The 16,593-nt window shown below is 63.8% G+C and carries 14 protein-coding genes; 10 read left to right on the top strand and 4 right to left on the bottom strand.

Features of this window, described 5'->3' with window-relative positions:
- The first annotated feature begins 158 nt into the window (after nt 1–158).
- From acnA to JQ604_RS23445, 3 genes are all read left to right on the top strand, one after another.
- Nucleotides 159–2,879, top strand: coding sequence for an aconitate hydratase AcnA (acnA, locus tag JQ604_RS23455; RefSeq protein ID WP_212362470.1), 2,721 nt, complete (start codon nt 159–161; stop codon nt 2,877–2,879).
- Between the two features lie 225 nt (nt 2,880–3,104).
- Nucleotides 3,105–3,866, top strand: a complete 762-nt coding sequence (locus JQ604_RS23450; RefSeq protein ID WP_212362467.1) for a DUF1223 domain-containing protein — start codon at nt 3,105–3,107, stop codon at nt 3,864–3,866.
- Nucleotides 3,867–4,383: 517 nt separating this feature from the next.
- Nucleotides 4,384–4,755: a DUF2794 domain-containing protein gene (locus JQ604_RS23445; RefSeq protein ID WP_212362465.1), complete on the top strand. Its 372-nt coding sequence runs from the start codon at nt 4,384–4,386 to the stop codon at nt 4,753–4,755.
- Between the two features lie 52 nt (nt 4,756–4,807).
- Here JQ604_RS23445 and JQ604_RS23440 read toward each other — a convergent pair whose 3' ends face one another.
- From JQ604_RS23440 to JQ604_RS23425, 4 genes are all read right to left on the bottom strand, one after another.
- A complete protein-coding gene (locus JQ604_RS23440; RefSeq protein WP_212362462.1) occupies nt 4,808–5,338 on the bottom strand; it encodes a GNAT family N-acetyltransferase in 531 nt (176 codons plus the stop codon).
- A gap of 85 nt (nt 5,339–5,423) precedes the next feature.
- Nucleotides 5,424–6,215 carry a Bax inhibitor-1/YccA family protein gene (locus JQ604_RS23435; RefSeq protein WP_212362459.1) on the bottom strand — a complete coding sequence of 264 codons (792 nt, stop codon included), beginning with the start codon at nt 6,213–6,215 and terminating at the stop codon, nt 5,424–5,426.
- A gap of 233 nt (nt 6,216–6,448) precedes the next feature.
- Nucleotides 6,449–9,019: an ABC transporter permease gene (locus tag JQ604_RS23430; protein ID WP_212362456.1), complete on the bottom strand. Its 2,571-nt coding sequence runs from the start codon at nt 9,017–9,019 to the stop codon at nt 6,449–6,451.
- Nucleotides 9,016–9,735, bottom strand: a complete 720-nt coding sequence (locus tag JQ604_RS23425) for an ABC transporter ATP-binding protein (protein ID WP_212362453.1) — start codon at nt 9,733–9,735, stop codon at nt 9,016–9,018. The genes JQ604_RS23430 and JQ604_RS23425 overlap by 4 nt, the downstream gene beginning before the upstream one ends.
- Nucleotides 9,736–9,790: 55 nt before the next feature.
- Here JQ604_RS23425 and JQ604_RS23420 point away from each other — a divergent pair, with 55 nt between their 5' ends.
- From JQ604_RS23420 to sucD, 7 genes are all read left to right on the top strand, one after another.
- Nucleotides 9,791–10,438 carry an arylesterase gene (locus JQ604_RS23420; protein ID WP_433996277.1) on the top strand — a complete coding sequence of 216 codons (648 nt, stop codon included), beginning with the start codon at nt 9,791–9,793 and terminating at the stop codon, nt 10,436–10,438.
- A gap of 169 nt (nt 10,439–10,607) precedes the next feature.
- The gene (gene thpR / locus JQ604_RS23415) at nt 10,608–11,144 is read left to right on the top strand and encodes an RNA 2',3'-cyclic phosphodiesterase (protein WP_212362450.1); all 537 of its coding nucleotides are present in this window, start codon (nt 10,608–10,610) and stop codon (nt 11,142–11,144) included.
- A gap of 216 nt (nt 11,145–11,360) precedes the next feature.
- Entirely contained in the window at nt 11,361–12,548 is a 1,188-nt protein-coding gene (zapE, locus tag JQ604_RS23410) for a cell division protein ZapE (RefSeq protein ID WP_212362447.1), read from the top strand.
- 249 nt (nt 12,549–12,797) lie between these two features.
- Nucleotides 12,798–13,766, top strand: a complete 969-nt coding sequence (gene mdh, locus JQ604_RS23405) for a malate dehydrogenase (RefSeq protein ID WP_212362444.1) — start codon at nt 12,798–12,800, stop codon at nt 13,764–13,766.
- Nucleotides 13,767–13,936: 170 nt separating this feature from the next.
- On the top strand, nt 13,937–15,133 hold the full coding sequence (gene sucC / locus JQ604_RS23400) for an ADP-forming succinate--CoA ligase subunit beta (RefSeq protein ID WP_212362441.1): 1,197 nt from the start codon (nt 13,937–13,939) through the stop codon (nt 15,131–15,133).
- A 1-nt stretch (nt 15,134) separates the two neighbouring features.
- Nucleotides 15,135–15,611 carry a DUF1579 family protein gene (locus tag JQ604_RS23395; RefSeq protein WP_212362438.1) on the top strand — a complete coding sequence of 159 codons (477 nt, stop codon included), beginning with the start codon at nt 15,135–15,137 and terminating at the stop codon, nt 15,609–15,611.
- A gap of 31 nt (nt 15,612–15,642) precedes the next feature.
- Nucleotides 15,643–16,527, top strand: coding sequence for a succinate--CoA ligase subunit alpha (sucD, locus tag JQ604_RS23390; protein WP_212362435.1), 885 nt, complete (start codon nt 15,643–15,645; stop codon nt 16,525–16,527).
- Nucleotides 16,528–16,593: the final 66 nt, after the last annotated feature.

Raw genomic sequence — 16,593 nt, 5'->3', positions numbered from 1 at the left:
TGTCGGTGTGGCGGTGCTTCTAGAAAGATTCTATAAGCCCGGAACTTGATGCAGCACACAATCGGCAGCCGCAAGCCATCAGGCCTTCCTCAGGCCGATCCGGTCGCCGGTGTCCTAATACCCTTGCCGGGTATAACTGAGAACTGGGATTTCCTCGCATGACCTCACTCGACAGCTTCAAATGCCGCAAGACCCTGAAGGTCGGTGGCAAGACCTACGTCTATTACAGCCTGCCCACGGCAGAGAAGAACGGACTGAAGGGCATTTCGAAGCTGCCGTATTCGATGAAGGTTCTGCTCGAGAACCTCTTGCGCAACGAGGACGATCGCACCGTCAAGAAGGCCGACATCGTCGCGGTGTCGAAGTGGCTGAAGAAGCGCCAGCTCGAGCATGAAATCGCCTTCCGCCCGGCGCGCGTGCTGATGCAGGACTTCACCGGCGTGCCGGCGGTGGTCGATCTCGCCGCGATGCGCAACGCGATGCAGAAGCTCGGCGGCGATGCCGAGAAGATCAATCCGCTGGTGCCGGTCGATCTCGTCATCGACCACTCGGTGATCGTGAACTTCTTCGGTGACAACAAGGCGTTCGGCAAGAACGTGGTCGAGGAATACAAGCAGAACCAGGAGCGCTACGAGTTCCTGAAGTGGGGTCAGAAGGCGTTCTCGAACTTCTCGGTCGTGCCGCCCGGCACCGGCATCTGCCACCAGGTCAATCTCGAATATCTGGCCCAGACGGTCTGGACCAAGAAGGAGAAGATGACGGTCGGCAAGAAGACCGGCACCTTCGAAGTGGCCTATCCGGACTCGCTGGTCGGCACCGACTCGCACACCACCATGGTCAACGGCCTCGCCGTGCTCGGCTGGGGCGTCGGAGGCATCGAGGCGGAAGCCTGCATGCTCGGCCAGCCGCTGTCGATGCTGCTGCCTGAGGTGGTCGGCTTCAAGCTCAAGGGCCAGCTCAAGGAAGGCGTCACCGCGACCGACCTCGTGCTCACGGTCACGCAGATGCTGCGCAAGCAGGGTGTGGTCGGGAAGTTCGTCGAGTTCTTCGGCCCCGGCCTCGACTTCCTCTCGGTCGCCGACAAGGCCACCATCGGCAACATGGCGCCGGAATATGGCGCGACCTGCGGCTTCTTCCCGGTCGATGCCGCAACCATCGATTATCTGAAGACCTCGGGCCGCAAGGCGGACCGCGTCAAGCTGGTGCAGTCCTACGCCAAGGCGCAAGGCCTGTTCCGCACCAACAAGTCGACCGATCCGGTGTTCACCACCACGCTGACCCTCGACCTGGCTGACGTCGTGCCGTCGATGGCCGGTCCGAAGCGTCCCGAAGGCCGCATCGCGCTGCCGGCGGTGTCGTCCGGCTTCGCCACCGCGCTGACCAGCGAGTACAAGAAGACCGAGGACACCGAGAAGCGCTACGCCGTCGAAGGCCGCGATTTCCAGCTCGGCCATGGCGACGTCGTGATCGCCGCGATCACGTCCTGCACCAACACTTCGAACCCGAGCGTGCTGATCGGCGCCGGCCTGCTCGCCCGTAACGCGGCGGCCAAGGGCCTGACCGCAAAGCCGTGGGTGAAGACCTCTCTCGCGCCCGGAAGCCAGGTGGTGGCGGAATATCTCGCCAATTCGGGCCTGCAGAAGGATCTCGACAAGGTCGGCTTCAACCTGGTCGGCTTCGGCTGCACCACCTGCATCGGCAATTCGGGCCCGCTGCCGGAAGAGATTTCGAAGTCGATCAACGACAACGGCATCGTCGCTGCGGCCGTGCTCTCGGGCAATCGTAACTTCGAAGGCCGCGTCTCGCCGGACGTGCAGGCGAACTATCTCGCCTCGCCGCCGCTGGTTGTCGCGCACGCGCTCGCCGGCACCGTGACCAAGGATCTCGCAGTCGAGCCGATCGGCACCGGCAAGGACGGCAAGCCGGTGTTCCTGAAGGACATCTGGCCGACCGCCAAGGAGATCAACGCCTTCATGAAGAAGTTCGTCACCGCGACGATCTTCAAGAAGCGCTACGCCGACGTGTTCAAGGGCGACACCAACTGGCGCAAGATCAAGACGGTCGAGAGCGAGACCTACCGCTGGAACATGAGCTCGACCTATGTGCAGAACCCGCCCTATTTCGAGGGCATGAAGAAGCAGCCCGATCCGATCGTCGACGTCGTCGATGCGCGGATCCTGGCGATGTTCGGCGACAAGATCACCACCGACCACATCTCGCCGGCCGGTTCGATCAAGCTGACCTCGCCCGCGGGCAAATTCCTCAGCGAGCACCAGGTGCGCCCCGCCGACTTCAACCAGTACGGCACGCGGCGCGGCAACCATGAGGTGATGATGCGCGGCACCTTCGCCAACATCCGCATCAAGAACTTCATGCTGAAGGGCGCCGACGGCAACATTCCGGAAGGCGGTCTCACCAAGCATTGGCCCGACGGCGAGCAGATGTCGATCTACGACGCCGCGATGAAGTACCAGCAGGAGGAAGTGCCGCTGGTGGTGTTCGCCGGCGCCGAATACGGCAACGGCTCGTCGCGCGACTGGGCGGCGAAGGGCACCCGTCTGCTCGGCGTCCGCGCCGTGATCTGCCAGAGCTTCGAGCGCATCCATCGCTCCAACCTGGTCGGCATGGGCGTGCTGCCGCTGACCTTCGAGCAGGGCACCTCATGGTCCTCGCTCGGGCTCAAGGGCGACGAGAAGGTCACCATCCGCGGCCTGCAGGGCGACCTGAAGCCGCGCCAGATGCTGACGGCGGAAATCGTCTCCAGCGACGGCTCGCTGAACCGCGTCCCGCTGCTCTGCCGCATCGATACGCTGGACGAACTCGACTACTACCGTAACGGCGGTATCCTGCACTACGTGCTGCGCAAGCTCGCTGCGTAACAACCTTTTTCGACGCGTTTTGTGCACGTGAGCCGATACTCACTTCGCTTGAAAACGCTTTGAAACGCGGATTTGTGATCAGTGGCTCACTCGTTAGTGAGTAGCGGCTAAAAAGAAGGCGGCCTATGAAAAAGGCCGCTTTCTTGCGTTTTGGGGCACGCGGTTAAGGATCAAATCGATGTCCCGTACAAATACGGATGGTATTCATCACGACCGGTTCTCAGTATGACAGCGATGATGGCCTATAATTGTATCTCGCGGTGGTCCAGTGCACTCGGAATCTGTGCGATCATCGCCGTCATCCGCCCCGCCCATGCTGATCCACGCGCCGTCGTCGAGCTCTTCACCTCGCAAGGCTGCTCGTCCTGTCCGCCGGCGGACAAGGTCATCGGTGAACTCTCCAAGGACCCCAATGTCATCGCGCTGAGCATGCCGATCGATTACTGGGATTATCTCGGCTGGAAGGACACCCTCGCCGACTCCCGCTTCAGCGCGCGCCAGAAAGCCTACTCGCATGTGCGCGGCGATCGCGACGTCTACACGCCGCAGGCCGTCGTCAACGGCGCCGCGCAGGTGATCGGCAGCGATCGCAGCAGCATCGAGAACGCGATCAAGACCACGACCAAGGCCGACGGCGTGATGTCGGTGCCGGTGACGATGACGCTCTCCGGCAAGCAGATCAACGTGTCGGTCGCGGCCGCCACGGAGCCCAGCGTCTCCCGCGGCGAAGTGTGGATCTGCTCGGTCTCGAAGGCGGTGCCGATCCAGATCAGCCGCGGTGAAAATCGCGGACGCGAGGTCACCTACCACAACGTGGTGCGCAATCTCCTGAAGGTCGGTGACTGGAACGGCTCGTCCGGAAACTGGACCGTGCCGATCGAGAACATCACGCGTGATGGTGTCGATGCGGCCGTCGTCTATGTCCAGGACGGCAATCGCGAGAAGCCGGGGCCGATGCTCGGCGCGGCCTTCACGTCGCTGCACTAATCAAACGTAAACATCGATCGCGTCGTTTCGCCGCGCGGGATGCGCGCGGTGGCGGCGTGGCAATGTGTGGAAACGAAGGTCGTGTGGAAACGAACATCGCTGTGATCCGTGCCGGTGCGGGCGGATCGCGCATCCCCAAAAACAAAAAGGACCAACTCGCGTTGGCCCAGTGTGTTGGGGATTAACTCCCCTGCGTACAGGCCCGATCCCGACGGCCCCGGGGGGCTGGGGGCTGAGGAATCCGGAACCGAAAGGACCGGGCCAACGCAGGATTCTCTTTTCCCAAGCCAGCGGGGCGGGCGATGGGCGGAAGTGGGGCAGCAATATGATTCTGCTAACGTTCCCGTGAATCCTGCGGGGGCAGTCCGTCACGCCCTCGGCAGGCTGAACGACAGGGAAAATTGAGCCCCTTGCAGCGCCCCTCACTTAGCGCAATCATGTCATCCGCGTGACGATCCCGGAAAGTGGGGACCGGTTTTCGGGACGAGATCGTCACGGAGATGACAGGAGGCGCTCGATGAGTTTGATCTCGGAGGACACTGATCCGAGCGGGAATCGCGCCGTGGCGCGTCCCGCCGCTGCGGCCCCCCAGCCCAATCGGGTCACGTTCAATCGTCTTGAGCTCAATCGCATTCTCAATCTGTACGGCCGCATGGTTGCCGATGGCGAGTGGCGCGACTATGCGATCGACTTCCTGAAGGAGCGCGCGGTGTTCTCGGTGTTCCGCCGCGCCTCGGAGATGCCGATCTATCGCATCGAGAAGGACCCGCGGCTCGCGCGCAAGCAGGGCATGTACAGCGTGATCTCGGCCACTGGCCTGATCCTGCGCCGCGGCCATGAACTCGAGCGCGTGCTGCTGGTGATCGATCGCAAGCTGGCGCTGGTGTAGCAAGAGCACCGTAGCCCGGATTTCGCTGCGCTCCATCCGGGGGCTACAAATCTCAATCCCCCGGCACGGTCGCCGCGCCGTCGCCGAGCGCGAGCTGCATCATCACGGTGTCGAGCCAGCGGCCGAATTTGAGCCCGACATTGGGATGCGTCCCGATCATCTGGAAGCCGCATCGGCGGTGCACGCCGATCGAGCCGGCGTTGGCGGAATCGCCGATCACGGCGATCATCTGGCGGAAGCTGCGTTCCTCGCATTCGGCGATCAGCCGCTGCATCAGCATCAGCCCGATGCCGCGCCGGTGGGCCGATGGGTCCAGATAGACCGAATTCTCCACCGTGAAGCGATAGGCCGGACGCGGCCGGTAGGGGCCGGCATAGGCGTAGCCGACCACGCGGCCCTCCAGGATGGCGACGAGATAGGGGAAGCCGCCATCCATCAGCGTGTTGAAGCGGCGCGTCATCTCGGCGAGGTCGGGCGGGATCAGCTCGAACGTCGCGGTGCCGTGGCGCACGGCGTGCTCGTAGATCGCGGTGATGAAGGGAAGGTCGGCCGCGGTGGCGGGCCGGATTTCTGCATTGGACATGCCGGGGAGATTATTTTTCTCCCCCTCAAAAGAAAAGCCCCGGCCGCGAGGGCCGGGGCTTCGATCGGGTCTCGGTTCTGAGCGCTTAGTCGCGCTGGCCGAGCAGCTGCAGCAGCAGCGTGAACAGGTTGATGAAGTTCAGGTAGAGCGACAGCGCACCAGTGATCGCCGCACGTTCTGCCATCACGCCACCCTGCGAGGCGTAGCCGTAGATGTAGTCGTTCTTCAAGCGCTGGGTGTCCCAGGCGGTGAGGCCCGCGAACACCAGCACGCCGACCACGGACACGATGAACTGCAGTGCCGAGCTCGCCAGGAACAGGTTGACCACGCTCGCGATGATGATGCCGATCAGGCCCATGAACAGGAACGAGCCCATGCCGCTCATGTCACGCTTGGTGGTGTAGCCGTAGAGGCTCAGCGCACCGAAGGTCGCCGCGGTGATGAAGAAGACGCGGACGATCGAGGTGTGCGTGTACACCAGGAAGATCGACGACAGCGACAGGCCCATCAGCGCCGAGAACACCCAGAACAGCAGCTGGGCGGTCGCCGGCTGCAGGCGGTTGATGCCGGCCGAGATCACGAACACCATCACCAGCGGCGCGAGGATGAACAGCCACTTCAGCGGGCTGACGAACATCGCGTAGCCGAACGGCGTCAGATAGGCGTTGCCGAACTTGGCGGCCGCGCCGGCCTGGTCGGTGGTCACGGCGCCCATATAGACGCCGAGCGCGGCAAGGCCGGTGATGGCCAGGCCAATGCTCATGTAATTGTAGATGCGCAGCATGTAGGCGCGCAGCCCGGCATCGACCGTCGCAGCGTCAACGCGCGCGGCGGCCCTGCCGAAAGGAGAAGCATAGTTACGGTCTAGGTCCGACATGGTCGAATTCCCGTGGTTGGTCCCGGTGGAGCGCAAGGGATTTGCGGCGCCGGGGGTAAATCTATCTCGGATGGCGACTTTCCGGAACATTAATTCCGTGTCATCAAACCGCCCATCCGACCTGATCGATATGTGGGAAATTAACACAGCGGAGGCAAGCTTCCACGCGCGGCTGAATGTCGCTCTATCCCTGTGTATGTAGCGAAAAGCCCTTTATTCGCCGCTACAAATTGTCACAAATTCCGCAACACCGTGGCAGGTTTCTGGTTCAGCGCGAGTAGCGTTCCGGCAAGCCCCAGACCGACCGTGACGACCAGCGCCGCCACGACCACCGCTGCCGCGCTGCCGGCCTGCCAGATGAAGCTCAACGTCATCAGCCGGGTGACGATCAGCCAGGCCGCAATCGAGCCCGCGATCACCCCGAACACGGCGGTGGCAAAGCCGATCATCAGATATTCGAGCGCGTAGGCGCCGAGCAGCCGGGCCCTTGTGGCGCCCAGCGTCTTCAGGATCACGGCGTCATAGACGCGGTGGCGATGGCCGGCGGCGAGCGCGCCGCCGAGCACCAGGATAGCCGAGATCAGCGTCACCGCGCTGGCGCCGCGGATCGCCAGCACGAGATTGCTGACCACGCTGCCGACCGTCTCCAGGGCCTCGCGGACCCGCACGCTCGTCACCATCGGAAAGGCGTCCGCGACCTGCTTGATGATGCGGGCATCGCCCTTGGCGTCGGGATGGGGTTCGGTCAGGGTCGCGACATGGCTGTGCGGGGCGCCCCTGAAGGCGTTGGGCGAAAAGACCAGCACGAAATTGATGCCGAGCCCCTGCCAATCGATGTTGCGCAAATTGGCGATTTTGGCCGGGATGTCGCGACCGAGCACGTTGACCACGACCTCGTCGCCGATCTTCAGCTTCAGGCCGTCGGCGATCTTCTTCTCCATCGAGACCAGCGGCGGTCCGTTATAGTCGGGGCCCCACCATTCGCCCTCGACGACCTTGGAGCCCTTCGGCACCTCGCCGGTATAGGTCAGGCCGCGGTCGCTCTGCAGCACCCATTCGGAATCGACCGAGGGCTTGAGCTCCTCGGCCTTGACGCCGCGGGCGGCGACGATGCGGCCGCGCAGCATCGGCACGTCCTCGACCGTCGAGTCGGGCGCGGTCTGCTTGAGGAAGGCGCCGAAGCGATCGGCCTCGGTCGAGGGAATGTCGATGAAGAAGAACGACGGGGCGTGCTCCGGCAGCGCCGCCATGAACTGCCGGCGCAGATTGCCGTCGATCTGGGTGATGGTGACGAGCACGGCCAGGCCAAGTCCGAGCGACAGCACCACCGACGGTGTCAGCGCGCCCGGCCGGTGGATGTTGGCGACCGCAAGCCGCAGCATGGTGATGCGGCTGCGCGGCGCACGACGCGCCAGCGCCATCAGGATTGATGCGATTCCGCGCAGCAGGATGAATACCGCGATCGAGGACGCCACGAACACGGCGGCGACACGTTTGTCGTAGGCGAGCCCGATCGCAACCGTGATCAGCAACACGATCACGACGCTCATCAGCGCCAGATAGCTCCAGCGCGGCCGATGCCATTCGCTGCTGACGGTCTCGCGAAACAGTGCGGCGACCGGCACGTCATGGACGCGGCCGAGCGGCCACAGGCCGAAGGCGAGCGCGGTCAGCTGGCCATAGATGAAAGACAGCGCGAGCTCGTCCGGGTGCAGCGCCGGCACCACCGGCAGCGGGAGCAGCTTGCCGAACAGGCCGACGATCGCGAAGGGCAGTGCCGCGCCGAGCGCGAGCCCGATGATCGAGCCGATGCCGGCGAGCACGACCACTTGCGTCAGATAGATGGTGAAGACCTCACGGCCGGTGGCGCCGAGCGCCTTGAAGGAGGCGATGACGTCGCGGCGGCGGTCGATATGGCTCTTCACCGCATTGGCGACGCCGACCCCGCCGACCAATAGGGCTGCCAGGCCAACGAGCGTGAGGAATTGCGTGAAGCGATTGATGGTGCGCTCCAGCTGTGGCGAGGCGTTGCTGCGGCTGCGGACTTCCCAGCCGGCCTCCGGCGCGGCACTCCGCGCGCCGTCGATCAGCGCGGTTGTGGCGCGATCGTCGTTGGCGCCGTCGGGCAGCTTCACCCGGTAGATCCAGCGGATCAGGCTGCCGGGCTGCAGCAATTCGGTGGCGCGCAGCGCAGCCTCGCTGACCAGGAAGCGCGGCCCGAGGCCGACGCCGCCGGCGAGCTTGTCGGGCTCGGCCACCACGACGCTGCGGATCTGGAAGGTGGCGCTGCCGACGGTGATACGGTCGCCGAGCTTGAGATCGAACCGCGCCAGCAAGGTCGAATCCACGGCGGCGCCGAACGCGCCGTCGCGCTCGGCCAGCAAATCTGCGACCGGCATCGGCGGCTCCAGCGTCAATTCGCCGAGCAACGGATATTTGTTGTCGACCGCCTTAAGCTCGACGAGGGCGAGCTTGCCGTCGCCACTGCGGGCCATCGCGCGCAGCGTGGCCGCCACCGAAACATCGCCACGTGTTCGCAGATAAGCGACCTCGTCGGGCTTGGCCTCGCGCTGGATCAGCGAGAACGCAACATCGCCGCCGAGCAGCGTGCGGCCCTCGCGCGACAGGCCGTCGCCGAGGCTTGCCGCGACCGAGCCGACGCCGGCGATCGCCATCACGCCGAGCGCGATGCAGGCGATGAAAACGTAGAAGCCGCGCAAGCCGCCGCGCAATTCGCGCAATGCGTAGCGGAAGGCGAGCGACGACGCGCGGCCCTGCACCGCGACTTCGGACGCTATGCTCATGTGGTTGATTGTCCGTCGATACGTCCCGAGCGCAGCCGCACCACGCGGTCGCAGCGCTGCGCCAGCGAGGTGTCGTGCGTGACCAGCACCAGGGTCATGCCGCGCTCGGCGTGCTTGGTGAACAGCATATCGACGATCTGCTTGCCGGTGGCTTCATCGAGATTGCCGGTCGGCTCGTCGGCAACGAGGATCGCAGGATCCGGCGCAAGCGCACGCGCCAGCGCCACGCGCTGCTGCTCGCCGCCCGAGAGCTGCGTCGGATAATGATGCAGGCGCTCGCCGAGACCGACCGACTGCAATTCCTGCGCGGCGCGCGCCGCGGCATCGGGATTGCCCGCGAGCTCGAGCGGGACTGCGACATTCTCCAGCGCCGTCATGGTCGGGATCAGATGGAACGACTGGAAGACGATGCCGACCTGGCGGCCGCGAAAGCGCGCCAGCGCATCTTCGTCGAGGGCATTGAACGAGGTGCCGTTGACGACCACCTCTCCGCTGTCAGGACGTTCCAGCCCCGCCATCACCATCAGCAGGGTCGACTTGCCCGAGCCCGACGGGCCGATCAGGCCAATGGTCTCACCCGATGCCACACGAAGGCTGATATCTTTCAGGATATGAACGCGGGCCGCTCCGCTGCCGAGCGACAGGTTGACGTTCTGAATGGAAATGGTGTCCGGCTCGACGCCGGTCAGTGAAGAGGGTTCGATGAGACTGTCCATGCTTCGGTCATATGGCACTTCCGCCGCTGCGGTCGAGGGTCGCTTGCTCATGTTCGTGCACATACTCGTGTTGCTTATGGGCTTGATGACGGCAGGACAGGCCGTCGCCCAGACGCAGGTGGCCACGATGACCAAGCCGATCAAGATGGTGGTTCTGGGCGACTCCCTGAGCGCCGGTTACGGCCTGCCGGCCGCCGCGGCGTTTCCGGTCCGCTTGCAAAAAGCCTTGGAGGCCAAGGGGATAAAGGTCGACATGGTCAATGCCGGGGTATCCGGCGATACCTCCTCGGGCGGCCGCGAGCGGCTCGACTGGTCGGTGCCCGACGGAACCGATGCTGTCATCGTCGAGCTCGGCGCCAACGATGCGCTGCGCGGCACTGATCCTGCGGTGACGAAGGCCGCGCTGTCCGACATCATCACAAAGTTGCAGGCGCGCAAGATCGCGGTGCTGCTGTGCGGCATGGTCGCGCCGCCGAATTACGGCAGCGACTATGCGGCGAAGTTCAATGCGATCTATCCCGATCTCGCGAAGCAATTCAGCGTCCCGCTCTATCCGTTTTTCCTCGACGGCGTCGCGGCGGAGTCCAAGCTCAACCAGGCCGACGGCATGCATCCGACCGCCGAAGGCGTTGACATCGTGGTGAAGAACATCTTGCCCACGGTGGAGGCATTTCTCGGCGCGGTATCTGGGCAACGTAGTTGAAAAACGGGCAATCGCAGCGACTTATCCGTAGGTTTACGAGGCGTTAACAGGGTCTGCTTCGCAGAGTCATATAACTCGGGTAGAACTTAAGTCGTCGGTGATTCGTTGCCGACCTTGTTACAAGGTACGGGCTCCCAAACCCCGCGCCTCAGCATCGAGGATTGTTGCGATGCCGCGTCTGTTTACTGGACTGGAAATTCCGGCCGAGATCGGCCAGACCCTTTCCAATTTGCGTGGCGGCCTTCCGGGCGCACGCTGGATCGATCCCGAAAATTATCACGTCACCCTGCGCTTCATCGGCGATATCGATGGCATGTACGCCAACGAGATCGCATCGATGCTGTTTCGGGTGAATAGAAAACCGTTCGAGGTCAAGCTGCAGGGGCTGTCGAGCTTCGGCGGCCGCAAGCCGCGCGCGGTGGTTGCCTCCGTCGAGCCGAGCCGGCCGCTGATCGAGCTGCAGGCGGAGCTCGAACGGATGATGCAGCGGATGGGGCTCGATCCCGAAGGGCGCAAGTTTACGCCGCATGTGACGCTCGCGCGTCTGCATGATGCGTCGAGCCAGGACGTTGCGGATTATCTCTCCGTGCGCGGCTACTTCCCGAGCCGCAGCTTCATGGCAGACCGCTTCGTGCTGTTCTCCTCGCGCGCCTCCACCGGCGGCGGCCCCTACGTGGTCGAGGATTCCTACGCGCTCTGCGCGTGACTCCCTTCACCTCGCCCCGCTTGCGGGGAGAGGTCGGATCGCTCTTGCGATCCGGGTGAGGGGGTACAGGTCGATCGATAGACCGCGACGGGCGGTTAGAGCCCCTCACCCCAACCCTCTCCCCGCAAGAGCGGGGCGAGGGGGAGGAAAGTGCATACCCCCAACACCAATTCACGGCTTGCAATTTGCCGCGCGGTAGGGCCGTAAGGTGGGCTCATGCTGTCCGCCTCGCCCAATTCCTTTCTCGACCACTACAAGGCCCTGATCGCCTCCGGCGCGATCGAGGCTGATCCCGCGCAGGCGCAGGCGGCGCAAGCCTATGCGGCGCTGGACGAGCGGCTGTCGAGCTACAAGCCGGCGCGCAAGCAGGGTTTTCTCGGCCGCCTGTTCGGCGGCGGCGACAAGGACGAGCCGCCACGCGGCCTGTACGTCCATGGCGAGGTCGGCCGCGGCAAGACCATGATGATGGATCTGTTCTTCCAGCAGAGCCAGGTCGAGCACAAGCGCCGCGCGCATTTCCACGAATTCATGGCCGAGGCGCATGAGCGCATCTACGGTTATCGCCAGCAGATCGCGCGCGGCGAAATCGGCGATGCCGACGTAATGGCGCTGACCGCGCAGGCGATCTTCGACGAGGCGTGGCTGCTCTGCTTCGACGAATTCCACGTCACCGACATCGCCGATGCGATGATCCTCGGGCGTCTGTTCGCAAAACTGTTCGAGCTCGGCACCGTCGTGGTTGCGACCTCGAACGTCGCGCCGGAGGATCTCTACAAGGGCGGCCTCAATCGCGCACTGTTCCTGCCGTTCATCGCGCAGATCGAAAGTCATATGGACGTGCTGCGGCTCGATGCGCGCACCGACTTCCGCCTGGAGAAATTGTTCGGCGTGAAGATGTGGCTGGTGCCGGCGGACGATGCCGCTGATGCTGCGCTCAATGCAGCCTGGCGCAAGATGACCGGCAACGCGCCGTGCAAGTCGCGTGACATCACCATCAAGGGGCGCGTGCTGCACGTGCCGTGCGCAGCGCATGGCGTCGCGCGCTTCTCGTTTTCGGACCTCTGCGAGCAGCCGCTGGCGGCCTCCGATTATCTGCGCCTCGCGCACGACTATCACACCATCCTGGTCGACCACGTTCCCGTGATGGACTTTGGCGAGCGCAATTCGGCCAAGCGTTTCATCTCGCTGATCGACACGCTCTATGACAATGCCGTGAAGTTGATGGCCTCAGCCGAAGCCGATCCGGTGTCGCTCTATCTGGCGACCGAAGGCATCGAGGCGATGGAGTTCAAGCGCACGTCATCGCGCCTGATCGAAATGAGCTCGGAATCCTATTTGGCGCTGCCGCACGGCCGGAAAGACTCTGCCGCCAGCGGCTCGTCGACCGGCCTGGTCGAGACGTAGCTTTCGTTTTGACGCGTTTTCTAACGCGAACCGGTACCCACTTCGCTGGAAAACGCTCTGGCGCATTTGGCTTTCGCGGTCGCGCCTTCGCGCGCTCCGGACGCGCGCGTCCTGGCATGCCTGATCGAATTGAAGGCAGGGCCGACAATTGGGCAGGCCGGCGACTTGAATGGTTCTTTCGAAAGGGATAACCACCCTTCCAATCGACTTCCCACCCCTCCTGCTACCAGTTCAAAGGACTGATTTCCCATGGCACGCGACAAGATTGCTCTGATTGGCTCCGGACAGATCGGCGGAACGCTGGCGCACCTCGTCGGCCTCAAGGAATTGGGCGACGTCGTGCTGTTCGATATCGCCGAGGGCGTGCCGCAGGGCAAGGCGCTCGACATCGCGCAGTCCTCGCCGGTCGACGGCTTCGACTCCAACCTGGTCGGCGCCAACTCCTACGAAGCGCTCGACGGCGCCAAGGTCTGCATCGTCACCGCCGGCGTGCCGCGCAAACCCGGCATGAGCCGCGACGACCTCCTCTCCATCAACCTCAAGGTCATGGAGCAGGTCGGCGCCGGCATCAAGAAGTACGCCCCCGACGCCTTCGTCATCTGCATCACCAACCCGCTCGATGCGATGGTCTGGGCGCTGCAGAAGGCCTCGGGCCTGCCGCACAAGAAGGTGGTCGGCATGGCCGGCGTGCTCGACTCCGCGCGCTTCCGCTATTTCCTCGCCGATGAGTTCAACGTCTCCGTTGAAGACGTCACCGCCTTCGTCCTCGGCGGCCACGGCGACACCATGGTGCCGCTGACCCGCTACTCCACCGTCGCCGGCATTCCGCTGCCCGACCTCGTCAAGATGGGCTGGACCTCGCAGGCCCGCATCGACGAGATCGTCGATCGCACCCGCAACGGCGGCGCCGAGATCGTCAACCTGCTGAAGACCGGTTCGGCCTTCTACGCCCCGGCTGCCTCCGCGATCGCGATGGCCGAGAGCTATCTGAAGGACAAGAAGCGCGTGCTGCCCTGTGCCGCCTATCTCAACGGCGAGTACAGCGTGAAGGACATGTATGTCGGCGTGCCCGTCGTGATCGGCTCCAAGGGTGTCGAGCGCATCGTCGAGATCGAACTCGCCGGCAAGGACCGCGAAGCCTTCGACAAGTCGGTCGGCGCGGTGCAGGGCCTGGTCGACGCCTGCAAGAAGATCGCGCCCGACCTGCTCGGGAAGTAATCTCGCTTCGTTATCGCCCGATAGGCGGATTTGATCGTCTATCGGGCGCAAGGTTATGAAATCGGTGAGAATTTTGGGGTTGCGCTTGCGTTGGTATATGGTATGCCAGACAGCAAGATTGAAGTGAATTCCATGAAATTCACCGCACGAGGGTTTGGGAGCGTCGTTCCATGAATATCCATGAATACCAGGCCAAGGCTCTGCTCGGTCAGTTCGGCGTGCCGATCTCGCGCGGCGTGCCGGTGCTGTCGCCGGCCGAGTCCGATGCGGCGGCCAAGCAGCTGCCCGGCCCGATCTGGGTCGTGAAGAGCCAGATCCATGCCGGCGGCCGCGGCAAGGGCAAGTTCAAGGAAGCCTCAGCCGGCGACAAGGGCGGTGTGCGCATCGCCAAGTCGGTCGCCGAGGTCAACGAATTCGCCAAGCAGATGCTCGGCGCGACCCTGGTCACCATCCAGACCGGCGCCGCCGGCAAGCAGGTCAACCGCCTCTACATCGAGGAAGGCTCCGACATCGACAAGGAGTTCTACCTCTCGATCCTGGTCGACCGCGAAACCTCGGAAATCTCCTTCGTGGTCTCGACCGAAGGCGGCGTGAACATCGAGGACGTCGCCCACAACAACCCTGAGAAGATCGTCACCTTCTCCGTCGACCCCGCGACCGGCATCATGGCCCATCACGGCCGCACCGTCGCCAACGCGCTCAAGCTCTCCGGCGATCTCGCCAAGCAGGCCGAGAAGCTCACCGCTCAGCTCTATGCCGCCTTCGTCGCCAAGGACATGGCGATGCTCGAAATCAATCCGCTGGTTGTCACCAAGCAGGGCCAGCTCCGCGTGCTCGACGCCAAGGTGTCGTTCGACGGCAACGCGCTCTACCGTCATCCCGACGTGATGGCGCTGCGCGACGAGACCGAGGAAGACGCCAAGGAAATCGAGGCGTCGAAATACGACCTCAACTACGTCACGCTCGACGGCAATATCGGCTGCATGGTCAACGGCGCCGGTCTTGCCATGGCGACCATGGACATCATCAAGCTCTACGGCATGGCGCCGGCGAACTTCCTCGATGTCGGCGGTGGCGCCAGCAAGGAAAAGGTCGCGGCTGCCTTCAAGATCATCACCGCCGATCCGAACGTGAAGGGCATCCTGGTCAACATCTTCGGCGGCATCATGAAGTGCGACGTGATCGCCGAGGGCGTGGTCGCCGCGGTGAAGGAAGTCGGCCTCAAGGTGCCGCTGGTGGTTCGTCTCGAAGGCACCAATGTCGAGGCCGGCAAGAAGATCATCAGCGAGTCCGGCCTCAATGTCGTGCCCGCCGACAATCTCGACGATGCCGCTCAGAAGATCGTGAAAGCCGTCAAGGGAGGCTGATATGGCCGATCATCTCGACGCTCCGACGCCGCTGGAAGAACACCGCAAGCTCGCGGTCTTCGCCGGGGAGTGGGCCGGCGAAGAGATGGTCTACCCGTCGCGCTGGACCGCTGGCGGTCCGGCGACCTCGAAAGTGGTCGCGCGCATCGACCTCAACGGCTTCTATCTGATCCAGGACAGCGTGCAGATGCGTGACGGCAAGCAGTCTTTCGCCACGCATGGCGTCTTCACCTACGACCGCGACGATCGGACCTACAAATTGTTCTGGCACGACTCGCTCGGTTACTACCCGCCGTCGCCGGCGTCCGGCGGCTGGGTCAACAAGTCGCTCGTGCTGGTGCGCGGCTCGCTGCGCGGCAATGCGCGGCACGTCTACGAGGTCGTCGACGACAATACCTACAACATGAAGATCCAGTTCTCGCCTGACGCGGAAGGGTGGGCCGACGTGCTCACCGGCGTGTACCGGCGTATCCACTAAATCTCCTCGTCTTGCGAAAGCATCACCAACCATGTCCATTCTGATCGACAAGAACACCAAGGTCATCTGCCAGGGCTTCACCGGCAAGAACGGCACGTTCCATTCGGAAGCGGCGATCGCTTACGGCACCAAGATGGTCGGCGGCGTGGCGCCGGGCAAAGGCGGCGGGACGCATCTGAACCTGCCGATCTTCGACACCGTGGCGGAAGCCCGCGAGAAGACCGGCGCTGACGCGAGCGTCGTCTACGTGCCCCCGCCGGGCGCGGCGGATGCGATCTGCGAGGCGATCGACGCCGAGATCCCGCTGATCGTCTGCATCACCGAGGGTATCCCGGTGCTCGACATGGTCCGCGTCAAGCGCTCGCTGTCGGGGTCGAAGTCGCGCCTGATCGGGCCGAACTGCCCGGGCGTGATGACCGCCGGCGAGTGCAAGATCGGCATCATGCCGGCCAACATCTTCAAGCCCGGCTCGGTCGGGATCGTCTCGCGCTCCGGCACGTTGACCTACGAGGCGGTGTTCCAGACCTCCCAGGAAGGCCTCGGCCAGACCACCGCGGTCGGCATCGGCGGCGACCCGGTCAAGGGCACCGAGTTCATCGACGTACTCGAAATGTTCTTGGCCGACGAGGCGACCAAGTCGATCGTCATGATCGGCGAGATCGGCGGTTCGGCCGAGGAAGACGCGGCCCAGTTCCTCAAGGACGAGGCCAAGCGCGGCCGCAAGAAGCCGATGGTCGGCTTCATCGCCGGCGTGACGGCGCCTCCCGGCCGCCGCATGGGCCATGCCGGTGCGATCATCTCCGGCGGCAAGGGCGACGCCGGTTCCAAGACCGCGGCGATGGAATCGGCCGGAATCACGGTCTCTCCGTCGCCTGCACGGCTCGGACATACCCTTGTCGAAAAATTGAAGGGCTAATTCAGTTCTTGGTTCTTTTCGGGGCGAAGTTTCGGAATAGATAGGGTAAAGGACTTTTACCCCGCC

The sequence above is a fragment of the Bradyrhizobium jicamae genome, assembly GCF_018130695.1.
Classification (GTDB): domain Bacteria; phylum Pseudomonadota; class Alphaproteobacteria; order Rhizobiales; family Xanthobacteraceae; genus Bradyrhizobium; species Bradyrhizobium jicamae_B.
This window is presented reverse-complemented; position numbering and strand designations above follow the sequence as displayed.

What these genes read in the sequence shown, in the direction of transcription:
- sucC (WP_212362441.1), top strand. Translation starts at nt 13,937, where the DNA reads ATGAATATCCATGAATACCAGGCCAAGGCTCTGCTCGGTCAGTTCGGC.
- acnA (WP_212362470.1), top strand. Translation starts at nt 159, where the DNA reads ATGACCTCACTCGACAGCTTCAAATGCCGCAAGACCCTGAAGGTCGGT.
- JQ604_RS23395 (WP_212362438.1), top strand. Translation starts at nt 15,135, where the DNA reads ATGGCCGATCATCTCGACGCTCCGACGCCGCTGGAAGAACACCGCAAG.
- zapE (WP_212362447.1), top strand. Translation starts at nt 11,361, where the DNA reads ATGCTGTCCGCCTCGCCCAATTCCTTTCTCGACCACTACAAGGCCCTG.
- JQ604_RS23445 (WP_212362465.1), top strand. Translation starts at nt 4,384, where the DNA reads ATGAGTTTGATCTCGGAGGACACTGATCCGAGCGGGAATCGCGCCGTG.
- mdh (WP_212362444.1), top strand. Translation starts at nt 12,798, where the DNA reads ATGGCACGCGACAAGATTGCTCTGATTGGCTCCGGACAGATCGGCGGA.
- JQ604_RS23440 (WP_212362462.1), bottom strand. Translation starts at nt 5,338, where the DNA reads ATGTCCAATGCAGAAATCCGGCCCGCCACCGCGGCCGACCTTCCCTTC.
- JQ604_RS23425 (WP_212362453.1), bottom strand. Translation starts at nt 9,735, where the DNA reads ATGGACAGTCTCATCGAACCCTCTTCACTGACCGGCGTCGAGCCGGAC.
- thpR (WP_212362450.1), top strand. Translation starts at nt 10,608, where the DNA reads ATGCCGCGTCTGTTTACTGGACTGGAAATTCCGGCCGAGATCGGCCAG.
- JQ604_RS23450 (WP_212362467.1), top strand. Translation starts at nt 3,105, where the DNA reads ATGACAGCGATGATGGCCTATAATTGTATCTCGCGGTGGTCCAGTGCA.
- JQ604_RS23435 (WP_212362459.1), bottom strand. Translation starts at nt 6,215, where the DNA reads ATGTCGGACCTAGACCGTAACTATGCTTCTCCTTTCGGCAGGGCCGCC.
- sucD (WP_212362435.1), top strand. Translation starts at nt 15,643, where the DNA reads ATGTCCATTCTGATCGACAAGAACACCAAGGTCATCTGCCAGGGCTTC.
- JQ604_RS23430 (WP_212362456.1), bottom strand. Translation starts at nt 9,019, where the DNA reads ATGAGCATAGCGTCCGAAGTCGCGGTGCAGGGCCGCGCGTCGTCGCTC.